The organism is Nocardia sp. NPDC005746, assembly GCF_040630785.1.
GTDB lineage: Bacteria > Actinomycetota > Actinomycetes > Mycobacteriales > Mycobacteriaceae > Nocardia.
The window spans coordinates 202,234-223,600 of the sequence record NZ_JBEXYE010000002.1; the positions used below are offsets into that span (position 1 = coordinate 202,234).

The 21,367-nt window shown below is 68.8% G+C and carries 20 protein-coding genes; 9 read left to right on the forward strand and 11 right to left on the reverse strand.

What is annotated here, in order from left to right; translation table 11 throughout:
- Positions 1-27: 27 nt before the first annotated feature.
- Genes ABZ412_RS04730 through ABZ412_RS04745 form a run of 4 tightly spaced genes read right to left on the reverse strand, consistent with a single transcriptional unit; the run spans position 28 to position 4,318 of the window.
- Positions 28-474, reverse strand: coding sequence for an SRPBCC family protein (locus ABZ412_RS04730; RefSeq protein WP_357276361.1), 447 nt, complete (start codon positions 472-474; stop codon positions 28-30).
- A 34-nt stretch (positions 475-508) separates the two neighbouring features.
- A complete protein-coding gene (locus ABZ412_RS04735) occupies positions 509-3,352 on the reverse strand; it encodes a BTAD domain-containing putative transcriptional regulator (RefSeq protein ID WP_357276363.1) in 2,844 nt (947 codons plus the stop codon).
- A gap of 32 nt (positions 3,353-3,384) precedes the next feature.
- Positions 3,385-3,741 (reverse strand): DUF1330 domain-containing protein, encoded by a 357-nt coding sequence (locus ABZ412_RS04740; protein ID WP_357276365.1) that lies wholly within the window; start codon positions 3,739-3,741, stop codon positions 3,385-3,387.
- A 22-nt stretch (positions 3,742-3,763) separates the two neighbouring features.
- Positions 3,764-4,318, reverse strand: coding sequence for a helix-turn-helix domain-containing protein (locus tag ABZ412_RS04745; RefSeq protein ID WP_357276368.1), 555 nt, complete (start codon positions 4,316-4,318; stop codon positions 3,764-3,766).
- Between the two features lie 68 nt (positions 4,319-4,386).
- Between ABZ412_RS04745 and ABZ412_RS04750 the strand changes: the two genes are divergently transcribed.
- From ABZ412_RS04750 to ABZ412_RS04765, 4 genes are read left to right on the forward strand one after another with little or no spacing between them, the layout of a single operon-like run.
- A complete protein-coding gene (locus ABZ412_RS04750; protein WP_357276370.1) occupies positions 4,387-5,325 on the forward strand; it encodes a haloalkane dehalogenase in 939 nt (312 codons plus the stop codon).
- Complete coding sequence (locus ABZ412_RS04755) at positions 5,322-6,968, forward strand: sulfatase-like hydrolase/transferase (RefSeq protein WP_357276373.1); 1,647 nt, start codon at positions 5,322-5,324, stop codon at positions 6,966-6,968. The genes ABZ412_RS04750 and ABZ412_RS04755 overlap by 4 nt, the downstream gene beginning before the upstream one ends.
- Positions 6,958-8,439, forward strand: a complete 1,482-nt coding sequence (locus ABZ412_RS04760; RefSeq protein WP_357276375.1) for a hypothetical protein — start codon at positions 6,958-6,960, stop codon at positions 8,437-8,439. The genes ABZ412_RS04755 and ABZ412_RS04760 overlap by 11 nt, the downstream gene beginning before the upstream one ends.
- A 55-nt stretch (positions 8,440-8,494) precedes the next feature.
- On the forward strand, positions 8,495-9,790 hold the full coding sequence (locus tag ABZ412_RS04765) for a glycosyltransferase 87 family protein (RefSeq protein ID WP_357276377.1): 1,296 nt from the start codon (positions 8,495-8,497) through the stop codon (positions 9,788-9,790).
- Here ABZ412_RS04765 and ABZ412_RS04770 read toward each other — a convergent pair.
- The 4 genes from ABZ412_RS04770 to ABZ412_RS04785 form a co-directional block, all read right to left on the reverse strand.
- On the reverse strand, positions 9,778-10,512 hold the full coding sequence (locus ABZ412_RS04770) for a glutamine amidotransferase (RefSeq protein ID WP_357276380.1): 735 nt from the start codon (positions 10,510-10,512) through the stop codon (positions 9,778-9,780). The two genes, ABZ412_RS04765 and ABZ412_RS04770, sit on opposite strands and share 13 nt — an antisense overlap.
- Before the next feature lie 132 nt (positions 10,513-10,644).
- Positions 10,645-11,628, reverse strand: coding sequence for a polyprenyl synthetase family protein (locus ABZ412_RS04775; protein WP_357276382.1), 984 nt, complete (start codon positions 11,626-11,628; stop codon positions 10,645-10,647).
- Positions 11,629-11,959: 331 nt separating this feature from the next.
- Complete coding sequence (locus tag ABZ412_RS04780; protein ID WP_357276384.1) at positions 11,960-12,940, reverse strand: terpene synthase family protein; 981 nt, start codon at positions 12,938-12,940, stop codon at positions 11,960-11,962.
- 145 nt (positions 12,941-13,085) lie between these two features.
- A complete protein-coding gene (locus tag ABZ412_RS04785) occupies positions 13,086-13,214 on the reverse strand; it encodes a hypothetical protein (RefSeq protein WP_357276387.1) in 129 nt (42 codons plus the stop codon).
- Between the two features lie 629 nt (positions 13,215-13,843).
- Here ABZ412_RS04785 and ABZ412_RS04790 point away from each other — a divergent pair.
- Positions 13,844-14,293 (forward strand): nuclear transport factor 2 family protein, encoded by a 450-nt coding sequence (locus ABZ412_RS04790; protein WP_357276389.1) that lies wholly within the window; start codon positions 13,844-13,846, stop codon positions 14,291-14,293.
- Here ABZ412_RS04790 and ABZ412_RS04795 read toward each other — a convergent pair.
- The gene (locus ABZ412_RS04795; RefSeq protein WP_357276392.1) at positions 14,251-14,592 is read right to left on the reverse strand and encodes a hypothetical protein; all 342 of its coding nucleotides are present in this window, start codon (positions 14,590-14,592) and stop codon (positions 14,251-14,253) included. The two genes, ABZ412_RS04790 and ABZ412_RS04795, sit on opposite strands and share 43 nt — an antisense overlap.
- A gap of 15 nt (positions 14,593-14,607) precedes the next feature.
- Positions 14,608-15,180, reverse strand: coding sequence for a hypothetical protein (locus ABZ412_RS04800; RefSeq protein WP_357276394.1), 573 nt, complete (start codon positions 15,178-15,180; stop codon positions 14,608-14,610).
- A 206-nt stretch (positions 15,181-15,386) separates the two neighbouring features.
- Here ABZ412_RS04800 and ABZ412_RS04805 point away from each other — a divergent pair, with 206 nt between their 5' ends.
- From ABZ412_RS04805 to ABZ412_RS04815, 3 genes are all read left to right on the forward strand, one after another.
- On the forward strand, positions 15,387-16,604 hold the full coding sequence (locus ABZ412_RS04805) for a transcriptional regulator (protein ID WP_357276396.1): 1,218 nt from the start codon (positions 15,387-15,389) through the stop codon (positions 16,602-16,604).
- Positions 16,605-16,783: 179 nt separating this feature from the next.
- Entirely contained in the window at positions 16,784-18,301 is a 1,518-nt protein-coding gene (locus tag ABZ412_RS04810; protein ID WP_357276398.1) for an aldehyde dehydrogenase family protein, read from the forward strand.
- A 13-nt stretch (positions 18,302-18,314) separates the two neighbouring features.
- Entirely contained in the window at positions 18,315-18,722 is a 408-nt protein-coding gene (locus ABZ412_RS04815) for a DUF779 domain-containing protein (RefSeq protein WP_357276401.1), read from the forward strand.
- Positions 18,723-18,798: 76 nt separating this feature from the next.
- Here ABZ412_RS04815 and ABZ412_RS04820 read toward each other — a convergent pair whose 3' ends face one another.
- Positions 18,799-20,352, reverse strand: a complete 1,554-nt coding sequence (locus tag ABZ412_RS04820) for a succinic semialdehyde dehydrogenase (RefSeq protein ID WP_357276403.1) — start codon at positions 20,350-20,352, stop codon at positions 18,799-18,801.
- 167 nt (positions 20,353-20,519) lie between these two features.
- On the opposite strand from ABZ412_RS04820, the gene ABZ412_RS04825 reads away from it, so the two are divergent.
- Positions 20,520-21,194: a cupin domain-containing protein gene (locus ABZ412_RS04825; RefSeq protein WP_357276406.1), complete on the forward strand. Its 675-nt coding sequence runs from the start codon at positions 20,520-20,522 to the stop codon at positions 21,192-21,194.
- Positions 21,195-21,367 lie beyond the last annotated feature (173 nt).

Genomic DNA, 21,367 nt, shown 5'->3' on the forward strand with positions numbered 1-21,367 from the left:
CGATCGAAGTTGGTGAGTATCGGCGCGTCACGCGCCCGTGCGCTCGATCAGCGTCCGCAGTGCGGCGATATCGCGGTCGAGATTGCGCTGCAGCATGCGGGCCAGCAGCGCGCCGAACGGTCGCTGCATGCCGTGCGGAGTGACCCGCAGTTCCAAGCGAATCCGGGATCGATCGGTGCCGATCGGGGTCACGGTGCGGGCGCCCTCGGCATCGGCTCCCGAGGTGGTGCGCCAGGTCATCCGGGTGCCGGGGTCGACCGTGCGGACTTCGCCGCCATTGCGCCAGGTGCGTCCGGCGAATCGGAGTTCCTCGGCGGTGCGGGTACCGGGTGAGGCGAGGCCGGGCGGGTGCGCGGCCATGGCGACGACGCCGGTGCGCCAGGCGGTGTCGTTGGCGTAGTCGGCCAGGATCGCCCAGACTTTCGAGGCCGGGCAATCGACGGTGGTCTCGGTGGACAAGTCGAAGGTGGTCACCGGTTCACCGTCGCCGAAGGGTGTTTCAAATCCGCTACAACGGCTTGCCGGCGGCGTCGTGGACGAGATCGACCATGTCCGTCCAGCTCATCCGCTTCCCGGCCTGTTCGGCGGCCGCCGCGTCCGCATCGGGCAGCAGCCGATTCATCCGCTCGATCAACGCCGGATGCGCGAACTGCGCGTAGCGGCGCGGGTCGGCTCCGACACGCTCGGAGTGGTGTAGCGCGGCCGCCCGCAGCTGAAGTGCCGTCCGGGGTTCGGAGGTGAGCATGAGCGCGTGCGCCGCCGCGTAGATCGCGCCGAGGGCGTCGGAGATGTTCGACTGTTCGGCGAACACGCCCAAGGCCCGGTCGAGCGCGGTCAGTGCCTCCGCGGCGGCGTTCCTGTCGTCACCCGGGGAGAGCACCGACCAGGCGACCACCACATCGGCCATGCCCTGGCACCAGAGGTGACCGCAGTCGGCGCTGAGCTCCCGCGCACTGCGCAGCCATCGGAGGGCCTCGATCCCGTCGCCCTCCAGCAGCAAGGTGATGCCGTGACCGAACTGCGCGCAGCCGCGGATCCAATCGGGTGTGGGCAGGCGGTCGACCTCCACGATCAGGCGGTCGACGGCCTCCCGGGTGGACTTCGCGTCACCGAGGGCGGTCAGCGCCAATGCGCGAAACATCAACGCGTGCAACACTGGATCGCGCTCGGACTCCGGGGCGGTCAGGAGATCCAGGGCGGTGTCCGCGTGCGCGAGTGCTTCGGCGGGATCCCCGGCGTGGAAGGAGACGATGGACAGGGCGGCCAGCCCGCGCGCCCGATCCGTGCTGTCCGCCGGTGCGGCGCGGTCCAATGCGGTCCGCAGTAGACGGCGACCGTCCGCCAGCACCCCGAGTGTCGTCCACGCGAATTGCAGAGCGGCCGCCGTCCTCAGCGCGCGCACGGGATCGTGATCGAGGTCGTGGTCGATGCCGGTGCGAATGTTGGGCAGCTCCCCCGCCAGGGCGCGGTAGGCGGGCCCGGCCCCATGCCCGGTCAGCAGAGCGGTCTGCGCCGTCACGAAATCGTGCACCCACGCGGCGTGCGCGGTGCGACTGGCCTGCGGATCGGGATCGATGTCGCGACAGTAGCGGCGAATGGTCTCGAGCATCCGATAGCTGGTCGGTGCGGTCGTGGTGTCCGCGCTGATGACCGACCGATCCAGCAGCGCCGCCAAGGTGGCGAGCACCGCGGTTCCGGCGGCCGCGGGCCGGACCGCCTCGGCGGCCTGCCAGGTGAATCCGCCCTCGAACGGCCACAACCGCAACAGCATCGCGCGATCGGCGTCCGTCAGATGCTCGACGCTCCATCCGATGGCGGCATCGAGTCCCGCGTGCGGTGACAGCGATCCCCGTGGCGTCGGTCCGAGCACGTCGAGCCGATCGCGAATGTGGGAGGCGATGTCGCGCAGCCCGAACGCCCGCTCCCGGGCCGCCGCCAATTCGATCGCCAGCGGCAGGCCGTCCAGGGTGGCGCAGATGTCCCGCGCGAACGCCCGATCGTCCTCGGCCGGTTGCCAATTCGATCGGCCGGCCCGCACCCGATCGATCAGCAGCCGCACCGCGCTGCCATCGGTGCCGTCCGGGCCGGTCACGGGCAGGGGTTCGACCGCCAGCACATGCTCGCCGTCGATACCCAGAGGCTGGCGGCTGGTCGCGAGAATCCGCAAACCAGGACAGCCGGCGAGCAGCAGCACGCTCAGCTCGGCGACGGGCTCGATCAGATGCTCGCAGTTGTCGAGTACCAGCAGCCCCGGCCGTACCGCGAGCGCGCGCCGCACCACGGCGGCGGGGTCGCCGCTGTGGTGGATGAGCCCGAGCGCGGACGCGACCGCCATCGCGACCGCGTCGCCGCGGCGGACTTCACCCAGCCGCACAACCCAGCGGTCGACCGTATCCTCCTGCGTCGCACAGTATTCGACCGCCAGCCTGGTCTTGCCGACCCCGGCGGGCCCTACGAGACCGACCATTCGCTGCTCGGTCAGCAGCTCGGTCAGCAGTCGTAGTTCCCGGTCGCGACCGACAAAGGAGGTGAGCAGCCTCGAAACGGGCTGCGGCACAGCGCGAACCGCGCCGTCGGCCGGTGGCCGAGGACGGGCCGTGGTCAGCAGCCCGGGATCGTGTTCGAGCATCCGCTGCTCGAGCAGGCGCAGCGCGGGTCCGGGCTCGACGCCGAGCTCCTCGACCAGCAGCTCCCGCACCCGCCGCAGCTCGGCCAGCGCCTGCGCCTGCCGCCCGCCGCGATACAGCCCCAGTGCCAGCAGCTCCCAGCGCCGCTCCCGGAACGGGGCCTGCGCCACCGCCTCGCTCAATGCCGCGACCGCCGCTGCGGTCTGCCCGCAGGCCAGTCGCGCCGCCTGCAACTCTTCGACCGCGACATCGCGCAGCTCGGCCAGCCGCGTCCGTTCGGCGGGCAACGCGGGCGCGTGATCCAGCTCCGGCCACGGTTCCCCGCGCCACAGCGCCAGCCCATCCGCCAGGAGCCGCTCCGCGCGCGCCGCCTCCCCGGCCGCCAGCGCCCGAATTCCTTCGGTGACCGATGCCGCGAAGCGCCCACTGTCGGACCACTCCGGCGGCACCTCCAGCCGATATCCGGATACGCCGCGCTGCAAGAGGTCCCGGGCTGCGGGGCCGAACGCCGACCGCAGCCGCGAAGCCACCACCCGCAGCGTGCCGCCCACCTGCTGCGGCCGATCGGCGCCCCAGATCAGCTCACCGAGCGCCTCGTCGGAAACCGCGGAGCCGAGCGTGGTCGACAGGGCCGCGAGGAACCGCCGGGGAACGGGCCCGCCGATGTCGACGAGCCGACCGTCCACCTCGACCTCGATCGGGCCGAGCACCCGGAGGAACAGCACCCGGAAAGCCTAGTCGCGCCCCGGGGGCGTGGTCACGGGGTCGGGAACGGCCGGCATGCGATCAAGGTCGTGTAGTCGATGCCGGACTCCCGGTGCTGGTGGATCTGCTCGTATTCGGGTGCCGTCACCATGTCCAGAAATGCTTGGCGACTGGGGTATTCGACGAGGGCGACGTAGTCCCAGTCCTCGTCGCCGATCAGCGTCTGCTGGGGTTCGCCGTGCCAGAGCAGGCGGCCCCGCTGCTTCTCGACCATGGCCAGCACGGCTGCCCCGTAGCTCGCGTATTCGGCGCGATCCCGGAATTTGATGAGATTGAGCATTGCGATCGGCCCCTCGCCGGCGGTTTCGGCGAAGCGGGTGAACTGATCGGCGTCGGGCACGATGGCCATGGGGATGTTCCTTTTCGGCGGCTCAGGTGAGCATGCGGGTCAGGACCGCGGTCACGGCCGCGCGGGCGGCGTCGACCGGGAGGGCTTGATGGCGGCGCAGGACGTCCCAGGTCTCCCAGGAACACATCGCGAAGACGGCTTCGCGGGAGGCCGGTTCCAGCGCGTCGAGTTCGGGCAGATTGGTGCGCAGGTGGGCACGTAGCGCCGCGCGGCTCTCGTTCAAACGTTCGGAGAGGACCACGGATTCGTGTTCGCGCAGCAGCGCGGCTCGGCGGGTGCTGGTGACGTTCTCGAACAGGTCGGAGCGCAGGGCCACGAGGGTGTCCATGCGTTGGTTCAGGTCGCCGGTCACCGGTTCCAGGAGTGCGATCCAATGCCGGGCGATCTGGGTCTGCGCCGCGTCGAGATACAGCGTCTCCAGATCCTGGAAATGGTGGTACACCGACCGCGTGGCGACGCCCGCCCGCTCGGCGACCGCCTGCGCGGTCGGTTGCAGATTGCCCTCGTCGATGAGCGCCAGGGCGGCCTCCAAGACCGCCTGGCGGTTCTTCGCCGCTCGTGCGGTACGTCCGTCCATCACGGTCAACCCTACACAGGAAAATTGATTGTTGCACTCCACGTGCAAATAGTTTTAGGGTCGGCAGCATGCACGCACTGCGGACACCGGACGACCGGTTCGCCGATCTGCCGGACTTCGACTTCGAACCCCACTACATCGACGTCGCCGCCGGAGACGGGAGCGCGACCCGGCTGCGACTGCACTACCTCGACGAGGGCCCCCGCGACGGGGACGTCGTCCTGCTGCTACACGGCGAACCGTCCTGGAGCTTCCTGTATCGGACCATGATTCCCGTGCTGGTGAAGGCCGGATTGCGCTGCATCGCACCGGATCTCATCGGCTTCGGCCGCAGCGACAAACCCGCCGATCGCGCCGACTACACCTACGCGCGCCACGTCGAGTGGATGCGCGAGGCCCTGTTCGACCACCTGAACCTGACCGGCATCACGCTGGTCTGTCAGGACTGGGGCGGCCTGATCGGGCTGCGGCTGGTCGCCGAACACCCCCGCCGGTTCGCCCGCGTGGTGGTCGCCAACACCGGATTGCCCACGGGCGACGCGAAACTCACCGACGCCTTCGCCGCCTGGCAGCGGTTCTCCCAGGAGACGCCGGCCTTTCCGGTCGGCGGCATCATCGCGGGCGGCTGCCGCACCACCCTGTCCCCCGAGGTGGTGGCCGCCTACGACGCGCCCTTCCCGGACGAGACCTTCAAGGCGGGTGCGCGAGCGTTCCCGCTCCTGGTCCCCACCCGCCCCGACGATCCGGCCGCACCGGCCAACCGGGCGGCGTGGGAACAGTTGGCGCGGTTCGAGAAACCGGTACTGACCGCCTTCTCCGACGGCGACCCGATCACCGCGGGCGGTCACCGACCCTTTCAGGAGAAGGTGCCCGGCGCCGCCGGTCGGGCCCACACCACCATCACCGACGCCGGTCACTTCCTCCAGGAAGACCGTGGACCCGAACTCGCCGCCGTGGTGAGCGCGTTCATCGCCGCCACCGGCACGACCACAGGAGCGATCGAATGATCAGCAGGAGAGGGTTTTTCGGCACCGGCGCGATGGCCGGCGCCACCGCGGCCGCGGTCGCGGCAGCGGGCCCGGCCGCCGCGGAACCCGACCGCCGGGACAACGATCCGGGCAAACCGAACATCCTGGTCGTCATCGTCGACGAGATGCGGGCCCCGATCTGGTTCCCCGAGCAATCCGTCCTCGACACGATCCTGCCGAATATCGCCGCGCTGCGGAACAAGTCGGTCTCCTTCGAACAGCACTACACCGCCGCCAACGACTGCACCCCCTCTCGCGGCGCCCTGGTGACGGGCCTGTACGCCCACCAGACCGGCTGCCTGTCGACCTCCCAGTCGGAACTGGCGGCGGGCTTCCCCACCTGGGGGTCGATGCTGCGCGAACAGGGCTACCGCACCGCCTGGTGGGGCAAATGGCATCTGGGCCACTACGCCGACACCACCCCGGGCGGCCTGGACCGCTACGGCTTCGACGGCGGCACCTACCCCTCCCCCAACGGCGCGCCCGAACAGGGCCTGCAGATGGACGGCCGCATCGTCGACGAATTCGTCCAGTGGCTCGACAGCGATGCGGCGCAAGGCCCGTGGTGCACGACGGTGTCGCTGGTCAACCCGCACGACATCCAATGGTGGCCGCGCTGGACGCGACGCACCCTGGCCAACAACAACATTCCACGCTGGATCAACGACCTGCCCGGCAATTTCGAAACCCTCGACCAGCTCTCCCGGAAGCCGCGGCTACAGATGGCGCTGGTGGAAGTGTCGGCGGCGACCTTCGGCCTGGCCCCCTACGGCACGCCGGGCGCCGACCAGGAGTGGATCGACCTGCGCAACCTCTACCTGTGGTTCCAGCAGCAGGTGGACATCCAGATCGGCCGCGTCATCGCCGCGGTCGAGTCCCGGCCCGAGGTCGCCGCGAACACGGTCGTGGTCTTCACCTCCGACCACGGTGACTACGCGGGCTCGCACGGCCTGCACGGCAAGGGCGGCGGCGCGTATGACGAGGCCCTGCGGGTACCGCTCTACATCCACGACCCGCGCGGGCTGCTCACCCCGTCCCCCGGCGTGCGCGACCAGCTCACCTCCAGCGTCGACCTGGCGGCCCTGCTGCTGACCATCGGCACCGGCGGCGCCGGGTGGCGCGCCGACGACCGCTACGCGCACCTGGCCGGGCGGCACGACATCGCCGCGGTGGCCCGCGACCCGCGCGCCCCCGGACGGCCGTGGATCCTGCACACCACCGACGAGCACTCCATCGAGGAGGCCGCGGTCCGATTCAACGGTGACGCACCGGGACACGTGATCGCGCTGCGCACCGCCGACGCCAAATTCGTCCGCTACTCGCACTGGGCCGCGGGCACGTCACGCATCGACCCGGCGCAGCAGGAGGAGTACGAGCTCTACGACTACTCCACCCCCGACGGCCGGCTCGAACTCGACAACACCGCCGCCATCGGCGGCGCCTTGCGCGACACCATGAGCCGACTTCACGACGAGGCCGTGCGGACCGAACTGCAGCAGCCGCTACCCTCCTCCCTGCAACAGGCCCAGCAGGACGGATGGAACGATTACTTCACCCAGACCGCGAAACCCTTCGGGGAGCAGCTCGCCGACTTCCTCCGGGACGGCATCGGTGCGAAATAGCTCCCGCGGCGGCGTCATCGGCGCCGCCGCCACCGTGTTCGCCGCGGTCGCCGGAACCGCGGCGGCGCTGCCCATCCCGGCCGTGCCCGGCGCACCACCGGTCTTCCTCGGCAATCCGGCCGTCGCGCAACCGATCACCGGTCTGCCGCCGGTTCCGCAGCACCCCTACCTCGCGCCCAACGGCAGCTCCGGCATCCACGACGACGGCTGGATGAGCAACACCACCACCCGCCCCGGACCGCTCGGCCACGATATTCGCGTGGTGTCGGCGGTCATCGGCGGCGAGTGCGGATCGCTCACCTTCGACCGCGCCGGCCGGATCATCACGACCTGCATCGGGCCGTCGCCCGCGCTGTACCTGCTCGACCCGGTCACCCTGAATGTGCTGGGCCGCAGCGCACTTCCCGGCGATCCGGGCGCCTTCCTGCGGCCGGGCGCGTTCGGCAACTTCACCGGCGGCGCGTACTTCTACCTCGACGACCAGGATCGCGCCGTGGTCGCCTCCCGCGACGGCCACATCCGCGTCTTCGCGGTGAACAGCGCCGGTGACGGGTTCACGGTCGTGCACGACCACGACCTGACCGGACTGCTGCGGCCCGGCGAGACCTTCAACTCGGCGCTGCCCGACAGCAATGGGCTGCTGTGGTTCGTCGCCCGCACCGACGGCGTGGTCGGCACCCTGGACCTGAACTCCGGTGCGGCACAGGTCATCCGGCTCGGCGACGGCGCGAACGGTGAGATCGAGAACTCGTTCGCGGTGGGCAACGACGGAGACGTCTACATCGCGACCAACCGCGAACTGCTCCGCTTCGACGCGGGACCCGACGGTGCGCCCGCCATCACCTGGCGCACCACCTACGCCAATAGTGGACAGCGCAAGCCGGGCCAGGTCGACGACGGCACCGGCACCACACCGACCATCCTGTCGGGCGGTTACGTCGCCATCACCGACAACGCCGATCCGATGAACGTCGTCGTCTACCGCACCGCACCCGGCGCGGCACAGCGACAGGTGTGCGCCGTCCCCGTGTTCGGCGCAGGTGCCGGTGACACCGAGAATTCGTTGATCAGCGCGGGCAATTCGCTGGTCGTCGAGAACAACTACGGGTACACCGGTCCCGAGGCCACCCTGCTCGGAAAGACCACCACCCCGGGATTCGCCCGCATCGATATCGACCCCGACGGCGCGGGCTGCCACCAGGTCTGGGCCAACACCACCGAGGCCGCCCCCACGGTCGTCCCCAAGCTCTCGCTGGCGACCGGCCTGATCTACAGCTACACCAAGGGCTCCGAACCCAGCGATCCCTGGTATCTCACCGCGCTGGACTTCCGCACCGGGGCCACGGTCTGGAAGCACCTCGCCGGCACCGGTCCCGGCTTCAACAACAACTACGCCGGAATCAGCATCGGCCCTGATGGCACCGCCTATCTGGGGGTCATCCCGGGGTTGATCGCCCTGCGCGACAACTGAATCGCCACTACGGTGGTTCGGGCACACGCCAGCCCGAACCACCGTGGGAGTCCGCATGCCCGTTCCGACGAGGGGCGCCGCGGCCTCCGTGAATCCCGCCGCACCACCCGGGCGGTCGATACCGGCGCCCATGGTGTGGCTGATCGGAGCGCTGGGCGTCCTGGCCGCCTGCTGGTACCTGCGCCAAGCGCTACTGCCGCCGCGCGCGATGTTCCCGCTGGACGATCTCGATGTCTACCGGGTCGCGGCCGACCGTGTGGTGCACGGGGTTTCGGTCTACGACAGTCCTTTGCGCGGGCACACGCGCGGCGAATGGGAATTCGTCTACACGCCGTTCGCGGCTCTGCTGTTCGTGCCGCTGGTGGTGCTGCACGGTGCGTCGTTCACCGTGGCCGGTGCGCTGGGCAATATGGCACTGCTCGCCGGGTCGGTGTGGGCCGCCTTGTCGCTGCTGGGTTTCCGGCGCGACCGGCGACTCCTGATCGTCATCCCCGCCGCCACCGCGGTGCTGCTGTGGTGTGAGCCGACGCGCCAAACCATCGGCCTCGGCCAGGTCAATCTGCTACTCCTACTGCTGGTCCTGGCCGATATGACCCTGCCCGACTCGTCCCGCTGGAAGGGCGCGCTGACCGGTATCGCCGCCGGAATCAAACTGACGCCCGCCTTCTTCATCCTCTACCTGCTGGTGACCGGCCGCTTCCGGGCGGCCGCTGCGGCGGCGAGCGCCTGCGCCGCCACCCTGGTGATCGGTCTGGCCGTCATGCCGAAGGACTCCCTCACCTTCTGGAGCGGCGCCTTCGCCGATCCGGCCCGTGTCGGCGTCCCCGGCAACCCCGACAACGAATCACTGCGCGGGCTGCTCGCCCGCTCCCTCGGCTCCGGCGGCCTCGCCCAATTGCTCTGGCCCGCGGCCGCTCTCGCCACCGCCCTGGCCTGTCTCGTCGTGGCCCGCCGCCTGTCGGCGACCGGCCAGGAACTCGCCGCTCTGACCCTGTGCGGCATGACCGCCGCCGCCATCTCCCCCTACACCTGGATTCACCACTGGGTCTGGCTCGCGCCCCTGCTGATCTGCGCGGCCGACCTCACGCTCCTGCGCCACCGTTCGGTTCTGACGGCCTCGGCCCTGATCGCGGTATTCCTCCTCTGCTCGGGCGGCATCTTCCCTTTCCTCGGCCTGCCGTCCGATAGCGTTCTGCGCCTTGCCGATCCGGGCCCGTTCGCCATCGTCGCCCACAACGCCTACATCTGGCTCACCTGGACGCTCCTGGTCGCCGCCGCGATCGCGAGCCGCCGACGCGCATCACCGCGTCCGGCCACGAGCTCACCGTTGATCGGAGCTCACTCCCGGTAGCGGGCGACGAAGCGGCGCAGGATCTGCTGGGGCACGGTGATGTGCTCGCGGTGGCCGAGTTCGGTGAGGTAGTCGGCCTCGGCGGGATCGAAATAGCCGTCGTGGCGATAGATTTCGATGCGCAGGGCCAGGCCTCGGCCGTCGAGCTCGGGGTGGAACTGGGTGGCGTAGACGTGTTCGCCGACGCGGACCGCTTGGACCGGGCAGCCGGAGGAGCGGGCCAGCAGCGTCGCGCCGGGTGGGACGTCCTGACAGGACTCCTTGTGGCCGACGAAGGCGCGGAAGGCGTCCGGGAGGCCGTGGAGCAGCGGGTCGGCGGCGGCGTCGCCGGTCAGTTCTATGGTGGTCGCTCCCGGCGGTTCGGAGAAGCGCTCGGTACCCACGGTCCCGCCCAGGGCCTCGGCCAGCACGCCCAGGCCGTAGCAGGCGCCCAGGTAGGGGAAGTCCCGGCGGACCACCTCAATGAGCAGCTTCCTCAGTTCAGGTTCGAAGACGCGCTGGTAGTCGTACTTGCGGTCCTCGGGGTAGCTGATATTGCTGGGCCCGCCGCCGACGATGACGGCCCAATAGTCGTCGAGGTCGAGATCGGGCATGCCGCGATTCATCTCGACCCGTGTCACCTCCTCCGGCGCGAGACCACCCGCGTCGAGGATCGCTTCATACTCCTGGTCGGAGGCCGCTTGCTCGGGCCGCAGCTGCAACAGCAGACAAGGCTTCGCCATCACCACATTGTCGATGAGCTCTGGTACAGTCGGCGTACCTCATCAGATATTTCCCAAAAAACAAAGTACGTGTAACCGCCGGTTACACGTACTTTGTTTTTTTGCCCTGCCCGCACGGTCGTCTCCCCGCGATCAGCGATCGCGATGAGCGACCAGCTGAGCCAATGCGCTCAGATCATCCGACACCAGATCATCGGGCAACGCAGCGAAGGCCGCTTCCAACGCCGTCGACGCCCGCCGCAGCGTGCGCTGCTTGCCGCCCGCCCGCTCGACCAGCTCCGCGGCGCGCGCCGCGCGTGCCGCGGTCAACGGATGCCGGGTGCGGTAGAGCCGAGCCAGCTCGTGACCCGCGGCCGTGCCCGATTCCAGTGCGCACACCACCGGGAACGACTGCTTGCGATGGATGAGATCGCTGTGCGCGGGCTTCCCGGTGACCTCCGGATCACCCCAGATGTCGATGTAGTCGTCGACCAGCTGGAACACCAGGCCGAGTTCCGCGCCGAAGGTGTGCATCGCCGACACCACGCGCTCGTCGGCCCCGGCGCACAGTGCGCCCAGCGCGCAGGCGCAGCCGAGCAACGCGCCGGTCTTGCCCGCGGCCATGCCCAGGTACTCGTCGACGGTGACGGCGGCCCGGGTCTCGAAGTCGCAGTCCGCGTACTGCCCGTGGCACAGGTCGACCGTGGCCCGGGTCAACCGGATGACCGCCTCGGCGGTGACCGTCTCCGGCACGCCGTCGCACAACGCGCCGAGCGCCACCGCCTGCAGCGCGTCGCCGAGCAGGGTCGCGGTGGTCTCACCCCACACCCGCCACACCGTGGGACGGCCGTGGCGGAAGGCGTCGCAGTCCATCACGTCGTCGTGTACCAGCGAGAAGTTGTGCAGCAGTTCGACCGCCGCCGCCGCGTGCACCGACGTGCCCGGATCCCCGCCGCACGCGGTCGCGGCCGCGAAGGTGAGCGCCGGGCGCAGCGCCTTGCCCTGCACGCCGGTAACGGCCGCTCCCTCGGGATCGCACCAGCCGAAGTGGTACCCGGCCATCAGGTCCAGCGGCTCGGTCAGGCCACTGACCGCGGTCCGCAACACCGGGTCTATGGCCGCTCTGGCCTCGCTCAATTGTCTACGGGCTCTTCGCTCCGCGGTCGAGTCGAGGGGGCGCGTTATGGATTCGGCTGCCCGCGCACGGGATTCGTCATGCCCGGCGTGGACGGCCACGGCGAGGCGGGACAGGCCCCACCGCCGCTTGCCCTCCCCCTGCGCTCCCACGGTGAAACGGATCGGTTTCGACGCTCGCATAATCGGCCCCGCTCTCTCGGACACGGATACCGCAGCCACCCGGTGGCAGCTGGGTAGCAATGCTCAGAAGAACCCCATAGTCCCATCGGAAACTGAAACCCGGGGGTTGCCTGCGAATTTCAGTTCGGCAACGGTGCGTTGTCGGGCGTGGTCAGGTCAGTGGCAGCCCGTGTTCGAGCGCCTCGGCGGGCGCGCTCGTGTAGCGGGCGGCCTGATAGTGGTAGTCGTGGTTGGCGCGCACGTAGACGGTGTAATTCGCGGCGGTGGCGAGGGCGTCGGCGCGTTCGCGGCCTGTGATGCCGGCGTCGTCGAGTTCGGTGGGCAGACGCTCGACCGCGTCGGTCATGCGCGCCACGCACTCGGATAGCATGCCGTTCACCAGTTGCCGGGCTCGAGCTCGATCGTGGCCGTGGTGATACTGCGCCAGCAACACCGAGTTGTACAGGTAGCCGGACGCCTCGTCGGAAGCGACCGACAGCACGTCGTTGAACAGGCCCATGTGCTCGACGGCCGCGGCGCGCAGACTGCGCATGGCGGGCAGGTGCCGGGTCGCCGGGCTCAGGTCGACGCCGTCGGCGCGCTCGCTGATGTCGAGGAACACGAACAGCGCCACGCCGTCTCGCCGATGCGCGCGGTAGTCCTCGAGGTCGGGCAGATTGCCGGAGAGCCGTCCCACGCTCTCGGCGTAGTAGGTCCACAACCAGTCCCGGATCTCGCCGCGCACACTCTCGCGCCATGCCGGGGACCGACCCTGGCACAAGCGTTTCCACAGGTCGGCGAACGCGATCGCGAGCACGCCGGACGGCTTGGCGATACCGTCCAGTACGGCTTCGATGGCGAGGATCGCCGCCAAACACCGCTGCGGCTCGGGGATTTCGATATCGAACTGGTCGTCCACGATGAAGGCCCACGCGGTGTACTGGCTCAGCAGGGTGAGCTCCTCGGCGTTCGCGCGCGGGCACCACAGCGCGTACATACGGGCCGGTCGGGTCCGTTCCATGCGCCGCCGAGTGGGCTCGGTCGGCACCAGCGAGTAGGCTTCCAGCCAGGCCCACATTCCCGCTTCCGCCTGCGGCTCCGCGGGATTGAGCCCCGCCGGTTCGAACGGCATGAAGACTTCGAGAGCTTCCATACGAAACTGCCTACCCCCCAACTATTTACTGAGTAGATCGTAACGATAACGGCATTTCGGACGTTTGCACTCGCATCTGGAATCCCAGTCATTAGGAATCTGCGGGCCACCCGACCCGGCGTGGCCCTCGCGCGGTCCGTTTCCGCTAGTCGGGGGTGGCGTCGCGGACCCCGGTGATCCGCCGCAGCCCCTCCGCGAGTTCGCTTCCGCTGGGCGCCCAGGTGTCATCGGTCCGCTCCGCCAACTGAGCCTGGGTCTCCGGATGCGAGAGCACGTCGAAGGTCGCGGCCCAGAGCCTGTGTGGCGATCAGGGTGTAGCGTCCCGCCTGCTGTGGGGTCCAGGTGGTTCTGTCCGTGGAACCGCAAGTGATGCTGGTCCAGAGCGGGGGTGTGTCGAGGGCGGTGCCGTTCACGGTGAAGGTGACCAGTGTCGTGGTGCCTGACGCCCTCCGGCGAGTTGTAGTCGAGAATCGTGACGGTCATCGAGGCGGATTGGGTGCCCTGCGATCGGCTGTCACCGATTCGCGAATGGAGTCCCAATGGGAGGCGAAGCGCGGTCAGACCTCGCGCCGAGACGAGACAGGTCTCGGTCCCGCGTCCAGGGTGGTGACGTCCGTCGCGGACAGGTCTAATACCGCGGCTCGGACACCGCACTGCTGTGCCGTCGCCTGGCAGGCGAGCACGTCGGGACCGCCTCCCACTGTGAGGATGACGGATTCCGTTGCGGCTGTCGCCATTCCCGTGGCGGCCTGCAGTGCCGCCGAAGCCCCCTCCACTTGGGGATCGCCCGCCATCAATCGGACTTGCCCCCAACATCTTTCGGAAATGGCAAGATCAACGCCGACCCTGGGCGTACGGTGGCCCACCGTCCCTGAAGAGTTATCGGCCATACCCGGAGGCAGCATGTTGTCCCTGCAGGAGATTTCGGATCGCATGGAAATAGAGGACCTCATGGTCCGCTATTCCCACGCCGTGGACACCCACCAGTGGGAAATGCTGGACGAGATCTTCACCCCGGACGCCCACATCGATTACACCGCCATGGGCGGTCCGGCCGGCGACGTGGAATCCACCAAGAAATTCCTCGCTACGGTCATGCCCAACTTCTCGGCGTTCCAACACATGATCAGCAATTCCTCCATCCGGGTCCAGGGTGACAACGCCACCGCGCGGACCATGTGTCACAACCCGATGATGGTCGGAGCCGCCGATGGCGAACGGCGGCTCATGCTGTGCGGCCTCTGGTACCACGACACCTTCGTGCGGGTCGACGGCGAGTGGCGGATCAAGCAGCGCGTCGAGGAAAAGAGCTACATGTTCGTCGCCTCGGACGCGGTGCCGCCCACCAGCTGATCGAACAGGTCGCGATAGCCGCGCAACGCCGTTCGCAGTACCTCGGTGTCGGCGGCTTCGCCGCGCGCCCACTCGCTTTCGAGCTGCTCACGGCGGCGCGAGCACTGATCGGTGAGCTGCTCGAGCGCATCGCCCACGAGCGCGTCCGCGCGGGTCACGGCGTCCTTGGGATCGTCGACGAACCCAGCCTGGATATCGCGCCACTGATCGCGCAGCCGCCCGGGGTCGCCGTCGCCGTGGGGGTCTTCGCGCTCGGCGGACTCGGTGGCCGGGATGTCCTCGCGCGGGTGTGGATTCATGATCATCTCGATGCCTCACTGCTGGTGGTGGGAGGTGCTGTGGTGATCGCCATGATCGACGCCGACCAGTTCGGCGAACACCTCGCGGTAGTCGACGATGGCCACGCGCATGTCCTCGGTGGACGCCTCACCGTGTCCGGCGCGCGCGGCGATCTCGTGGGCGGCGCGGAACCGGCCCAGCGGGCGTGAGTGTTCCACCGACAGGTCCGCCACTTGTTGGTCATAGTTCTCGTTCGGGTAGCCGCGGTCGGTCATCGCCTTCGTCACGAGGCGGTCGGCGGCGTCGAGTGCCCCGCCGGGGTCGTCGATGAACTGTTCCTGGATGTGGGTCCAGGCCGCGTCATAGCGCTGCTTCTCCTCGGGCGACAGATCCCGCAGATCCAGTTCTTCGTGGCGTTTTTCGCGGTCTGTCAGCTCCTGTTCGGCGTCCTTGCGGTTCGGCGCCGCTTCCACGGTCCGGTCGTATTCGGGTCCGAACCGACGCCGCAGCCGGCGGCTGCGTCTGCGCGGCCCGAGCACCGCCGCGATCACCAACACCACGATCACCGCCGCGGCGACTATCACTGCGATCCATACTCCGCTCGACATTTGATCCTCCTGGTCGAGTCCGTGTCCCTGTTGGCGTAATGCCTCGAAATCGGCACTTCAAACCCGGTGGGTCGCCACCGGCGAAGGCCGCGAAGCGACGCCGGACGATTTACTCCGCGGACTGCGGCGAATGCGGCCCGCACGGTGCGACCGCGCGCCATCATGGGATATCGCTCGGTCCGGAGGCACCGCGAGGAGTTTGCGCCATGACACAGCTGCCCGCCGCGTCGCGTCAGCGTGCGGAGTTGGAGAAGGCCTGGGAGCGGTGGACCACGTCCACCCCCGGCTGTCCGCCCGGCGCCCAGGTGGCGTTGCGCGGCGAGGTGGCCGCGTCGTGGGAGCGGTCGCTGCGCACGGTGGATCCGACCCGGGCCGTGGCCCCGGGAACCGACCGCGACGAATTGGGTTCGCGTTGGGCCGAATCGCCGCTGCGCACCCCGGTCACCGAGATGGCGGGCGAGCTGCGGGCGCTGACCGAGGACTCGGGCATGATCGCGGTGGTCACCGACGAGGCCGGGACCGTGCTCTTCAGTTGCGGCGACCGCTCGGTGCGGCGGCGGGCCGAATCGGTGAATCTCGCCCCCGGCGGCTGCTGGGACGAGCCCTACATGGGGACCAGCGGCATCGCGCTGTCCCTGCACAGCGGCCGCCCCTCCCAGGTGTGGGCCGCCGAGCATCTGGTCGAGGCGTTGCACGGCTGGGTCTGCTACTGTGCGCCGATCCGCGCCGCCGACGGCCGCCAATTGGGCGTGCTCGATCTATCGACGTACTGGGACCGCTCACATCCGCTGATCCTCACCACCGTCCGAGCCCTGGTGACCGCCATCGAATCCCGAGTGCACGCCGAACAGCAACACCCCGCTGCCACACCCCGCCTCGAAGCGCTGGGTGTCCCCCGGTTGTACCAGCAGGGCAGCCAGGTGCCGATGCGGCCGCGGCAGCTCGAGATCCTGACCCTGCTGGCGCTCGAGCCCGAGGGCTTCACCCCGGAACGCTTGCACGAGGCCGTCTATGGCGGCCGGTCGGTGTCGTCGAGCACGCTCAAATCCGATGTCTCCCGTCTGCGCGCCGCCACCGACGGCCGCATCGCCGACCGCCGGTACATGCTCACCGAACCCCTCGCCTGCGACGCCGTCGAACTGCTGGCCGCGCTCGAGGCGGGCGACCTGACCACGGCCGTGCGGCTGTATCGCGGTCCGCTGCTGCCGGATTCGGATGTCCCGGGCATCGTGCAGTGGCGCGAGCACCTCGACGTCTGCCTGCGCACGGCCGTACTGGCCGACCACAATCCCGAGCACGCCCTGCGTTTCGGCCAGCGCTGCCCCGACGATATAGAGATTCACGAGCACGCCCTGCGCCTGCTCCCCCACGGCGACAGCCGCCGCGCGCTGGCGGCCGCGCGTCTGCACACCGCGCTGCGCTAGCGGCACAGCATCGCGTGCAAGGTCGCGCAGCGTCCCAGCATCCGAATTGCCCGTTACCACAGCCGATTTCGCAGATCCTGACTCGGCAACCTTTCGCCGACCCCGCGCCAACCTCCCGCCAACCTTCGCGGTTCATAGTGGCCCCCGTCACCGCAGATAATGCGATCAGGAGCCGCGCCATGATCTACGCCAAGCCCGGCACAGAGGGCAGCATCATCAGCTTCAACCGCCGCTACGACAACTTCATCGGCGGCGAGTGGAAAGCGCCGATCGAGGGCCGATACTTCGAGAATCCCTCCCCGATCGACGGCGAGACCTTTTGTGAGGTGGCGCGTTCCAGCGCGGCGGACATCGACATGGCACTGGAGGTCGCGCATCGGGCGGCCGAAACCTGGGGTGCCACCTCGGTGACGGATCGTGCCAACATCCTCAACAAGATCGCCGACCGGATCGAGGCGAACCTGGAGCGCCTCGCCGTCGCCGAAACCTGGGAGAACGGCAAGCCGGTCCGCGAAACCCTCGCCGCCGACCTGCCTTTGACGGTCGACCACTTCCGCTACTTCGCCGGCGCGGTCCGTGCGCAGGAGGGCCACCTCTCCCAGATCGACGCCGACACCGTCGCCTATCACTTCCAGGAACCCCTCGGCGTGGTCGGGCAGATCATTCCGTGGAACTTCCCGATCCTGATGGCCGCCTGGAAGCTGGCGCCCGCGCTGGCCGCCGGCAACTGTGTCGTCATCAAGCCCGCCGAGCAGACGCCCGCCTCGCTGCTGCTGGTGATCGAGCTCATCGCGGACCTGCTGCCGCCGGGAGTCGTCAACGTGGTCAACGGTTTCGGCGTGGAGGCGGGCAAGCCACTGGCGTCGAGCCCGCGCGTGGCCAAGATCGCCTTCACCGGTGAGACCACCACCGGGCGGCTGATCATGCAGTACGCCAGCGAGAACATCATCCCGGTGACCCTCGAGTTGGGCGGCAAGAGCCCCAATATCTTCTTCCCCGACGTGCTTTCAGCCGATGACGACTTCCTGGACAAGGCCGTCGAGGGTTTCGTGATGTTCGCGCTGAACCAGGGCGAAGTGTGTACCTGCCCGTCCCGGGCGCTCATCCATTCGTCGATCTACGACGAGTTCATGGCGCGCTGCGTCGAGCGGACGAAGGCCATCAAGGGCGGCAACCCGCTCGACGACGCGACCATGATCGGCGCGCAGGCCAGTAACGACCAGTACGAAAAGATCCTCTCCTACATCGACATCGGCCGTCAGGAGGGCGCGAAAGTGCTCACCGGCGGCGAGATGCGGAAGGTGGAGGGTTTCCCCAATGGGTACTACATCGAGCCGACGATCTTCGAGGGCCGCAATGACATGCGGATATTCCAGGAGGAGATCTTCGGACCGGTGGTAGCGGTGGCCCGCTTCGACAACGAGGTCGAAGCGGTAACCATCGCCAATGACACGCTCTACGGCCTCGGCGCCGGCGTGTGGAGCCGCGACGGCGGCATCGCCTACCGGGTGGGCCGGGCGCTGAAAGCCGGTCGGGTGTGGACGAACTGCTATCACGCCTATCCCGCGCACGCGGCGTTCGGCGGCTACAAGAAGTCCGGCATCGGCCGCGAGAATCATCGCATGATGCTCGACCATTACCAGCAGACGAAAAACCTGCTCGTGTCGTACTCGCCGAAGAAACTCGGATTCTTCTGAACCGGGGGGCGATATGACGGCGGGTCCGGTATCCCGGGTGACCATCACCGAGGCCGCGGCGGCGGTGCTGCAACGGCTCATCGACCACAACGGCCCGGTGATGTTCCACCAGTCGGGCGGCTGCTGCGATGGCAGTTCCCCGATGTGCTATCCCCTGGGCGAGTTCCGGGTGGGAGCGGCCGATGTACTGCTCGGCCGCGTCTTCCCGGACACGTCGTTCTGGATGAGCGCCGACCAATTCGAATATTGGCGCCACACCCACCTCACCGTCGACGTGGTCCCCGGCCGCGGCGGCGGCTTCTCCCTCGAGGCGCCCGAGGGTGTCCGATTCGTCATCCGGTCACGCCTGTTCACCGATGCCGAGACAGCGGTGCTGGAAGCGGCTCCTGCCCCGCTCCGCGGCAACGAACTGGCCGGATGAAGGAGGGTGGCGCGGCCGGTTTCTCCGGGTCGGCCGCGCCACCGTACACACCTGTTGCGGCCCCGCGCTGACCGGCTCAGCGGCCGGGCAGGAAGCGGAGGCTGCGGGCGATGGTCATCAGGAACGGCTGCCACTTGTCCTGGGGGACGAAAGGCGGGGCGTCCAGGTTGAGGAAGCGGGTGACCACGATGGACTGGGGTTCGGTGAACTTGAGCAGTCCGTCGGGGCCGTGGCGGCGGCCGACGCCGGAGATGCCCATGCCGCCCATGGGAGCGCCCGTGGTGCCCCAGGCGGGGGCGTAGCCCTCGTCGACATTGACTGTGCCCGCGTGCAATTGCCCGGCGATGTGCTCGCCCTCGGCCTTGCTGCCCGCCCAGACGCTGGCATTGAGGCCGTACTCGGTGTCGTTCGCGCGGGTGATGGCCTCGTCGACCGAGTCCACCGGGTAGATGGAGACGAGGGGGCCGAAGGTCTCGTTGCGACCGCACTCCATCGCGTCGGTGACTTCGGACAGCACCGTCGGCTCGAAGAACAGCGGGCCCAGGTCGGGGCGGGGGTTGCCGCCCGCGAGCACCTTCGCGCCCTTGGAGACCGCGTCGGCGACGTGCTTGGTGACCGTCTCCAGCTGCGATTCGGAGATCAGGCTGCCGATGTCCTTCGAGAAGCCGTACGCCGCACCGAGTTTCGCGGACTTCACGGCGGCGGTGAACTTACCGGTGAACTGCTCGGCGACCGCGCGCTCGACGTAGATGCGCTCGATGGAGATGCACAGCTGGCCCGCGTTGGAGAAGCAGGCGCGCACCGCGGCCTTGGCGGCTTTGTCCAGGTCGGCGCCCCGCGTGATGATCATCGGGTTCTTGCCGCCCAGTTCGGCGGAGAAGCCGATGAGGCGGCGTCCGCACTGCTCGGCCAGGGTGCGGCCGGTGGCGGAGGAGCCGGTGAACATCAGATAGTCGCAGTCGTCGACGATGGCCGTGCCGACCACCGTGCCGGGACCGGTGACCACGGCGAACAGATCCGCGGGCAGCCCGGCCCGGGCGAACAGCTCGGCATTGGCCAGCGCCGAGTACGGGGTCTGGCTGTCGGGCTTGACCACCACCGCGTTTCCGGCCAGCAGCGCCGGAATCGAGTCGCCGACCGCGAGCAGCATCGGGTAGTTCCACGGCGCGATCACCCCGACCACGCCCTTGGGTACCGGGCGCACGGAGGCCCGGTTCAGGACCGGGAACGCGCCGGGCACGCTCTGGGCCGCCAGTAGTTTCGGCGCGACCCGGGAGAAGTAGCGGGCCGCGAGGAACAGGCCCATCACCTCCTCCTGTGCCGCCCAGCGCGCCTTGCCGGTCTCGGCCTGGATGACGTCCATCAGGTATTCGCGGTTCTCGATCACCAGCGCGCGGTAGCGGTCCAGCACCTCGGCCCGCTGCTTGGGCGTGCGCGCGGCCCAGTCCGCCTGGGCGGCACGGGCTTTGGCGATGGCGGTGGCGACATCGGCGGCGGTGCCGACCGGCACCTCGCCCAGCGTGCCACCGGTGAACACCTCGGTGATCGCTCTGGTCGCGTGGTCCTGCGTGGTATCCACGGCCGCGAACGAGCGCAGCCGTTCGAACACCGCGGCAGCCGGCACCGGCATCATCGCCTCCTACTTGCGAGTAACTTTGGGATACACACAATCTACCCCCTGACCTCGGCGCGGGGCCCGGACTGGGAAATCTGATGATTGCCACAAATTTGCCAATTCGCCCAGCGATCCGAGAGTAATGTTCTCGACGGGGTGCCCTTCTCGAAGGAGTGCCCACAATGACCAAGTTCGTTCAGACGATCGAGTTCACGACCACTCACATCGATGAGTTCAACGAGAAACTCGACGCGTGGCTCACCGCGACGGCGGGCAAGCGCACGGCCGTCCGCGGTCTCGAGGCCAAGGATCGCGATCACCCGAACACCTATATGCAGATGGTCGAGTTCCCCTCCTACGAAGAGGCGATGAAGAACTCCGACCTGCCCGAGACCGCCCGCTTCGCCGAGGAGATCGCCGCACTGTGCGACGGCCCGGCGGTCTTCCACAACCTGGATCTGCTGCGCGAGGACAATATGGCCGACGGCCAGGGTCGCGGTGTGGTCGTGCGCAGCCTCGACACTCCGGACGAAACCCGCCCCTTCGAGGCGGGAACGGGTCGGATGGACCTGATCGAGACGCCGTTCGGCGCGCTCGGCCGCGCGGTCTTCGAACCGGGCTGGCGCTGGTCCACCCACGTCAAGCCGATCGCCGGCACCGACACCTGCCAGGCCATGCACGTCGGCTACTGCATCTCGGGCCGGCTGCGGATCCGGATGGACGACGGGGCGGAATCCGAGATCGGCCCCGGCGACTACCTGTTCTGTCCGGCCGGTCACGACGCCTGGGTCCTCGGCGACGAGCCGTGCGTGATGCTCGATTGGGCCGGTGCGGCCCAGTACGCGAAACGCACCTGACGACAAGCGCATCGGCGACCGCCCGGCCACGGGCGATGCGGCACTCCGTCTCGGACGGGGTGCCGCATTCATTTTGTCCATATTGCCGGAATTCCAGCATTTTGCTGCGAATTGTGTAACCGATCGAGATCGGCGAGCGAAGAAACAGCCAGTACTACCCCGGGCAGGAAATC

Bases quoted from the DNA above. Each gene is read 5' to 3' on its own strand.
- ABZ412_RS04800 (WP_357276394.1), bottom strand. From the start codon at position 15,180: ATGTCGAGCGGAGTATGGATCGCAGTGATAGTCGCCGCGGCGGTGATC.
- ABZ412_RS04795 (WP_357276392.1), bottom strand. From the start codon at position 14,592: ATGAATCCACACCCGCGCGAGGACATCCCGGCCACCGAGTCCGCCGAG.
- ABZ412_RS04810 (WP_357276398.1), top strand. From the start codon at position 16,784: ATGATCTACGCCAAGCCCGGCACAGAGGGCAGCATCATCAGCTTCAAC.
- ABZ412_RS04780 (WP_357276384.1), bottom strand. From the start codon at position 12,940: ATGGAAGCTCTCGAAGTCTTCATGCCGTTCGAACCGGCGGGGCTCAAT.
- ABZ412_RS04755 (WP_357276373.1), top strand. From the start codon at position 5,322: ATGATCAGCAGGAGAGGGTTTTTCGGCACCGGCGCGATGGCCGGCGCC.
- ABZ412_RS04740 (WP_357276365.1), bottom strand. From the start codon at position 3,741: ATGGCCATCGTGCCCGACGCCGATCAGTTCACCCGCTTCGCCGAAACC.
- ABZ412_RS04765 (WP_357276377.1), top strand. From the start codon at position 8,495: ATGCCCGTTCCGACGAGGGGCGCCGCGGCCTCCGTGAATCCCGCCGCA.
- ABZ412_RS04745 (WP_357276368.1), bottom strand. From the start codon at position 4,318: ATGGACGGACGTACCGCACGAGCGGCGAAGAACCGCCAGGCGGTCTTG.
- ABZ412_RS04820 (WP_357276403.1), bottom strand. From the start codon at position 20,352: ATGCCGGTGCCGGCTGCCGCGGTGTTCGAACGGCTGCGCTCGTTCGCG.
- ABZ412_RS04825 (WP_357276406.1), top strand. From the start codon at position 20,520: ATGACCAAGTTCGTTCAGACGATCGAGTTCACGACCACTCACATCGAT.
- ABZ412_RS04805 (WP_357276396.1), top strand. From the start codon at position 15,387: ATGACACAGCTGCCCGCCGCGTCGCGTCAGCGTGCGGAGTTGGAGAAG.
- ABZ412_RS04790 (WP_357276389.1), top strand. From the start codon at position 13,844: ATGTTGTCCCTGCAGGAGATTTCGGATCGCATGGAAATAGAGGACCTC.
- ABZ412_RS04750 (WP_357276370.1), top strand. From the start codon at position 4,387: ATGCACGCACTGCGGACACCGGACGACCGGTTCGCCGATCTGCCGGAC.
- ABZ412_RS04770 (WP_357276380.1), bottom strand. From the start codon at position 10,512: ATGGCGAAGCCTTGTCTGCTGTTGCAGCTGCGGCCCGAGCAAGCGGCC.
- ABZ412_RS04815 (WP_357276401.1), top strand. From the start codon at position 18,315: ATGACGGCGGGTCCGGTATCCCGGGTGACCATCACCGAGGCCGCGGCG.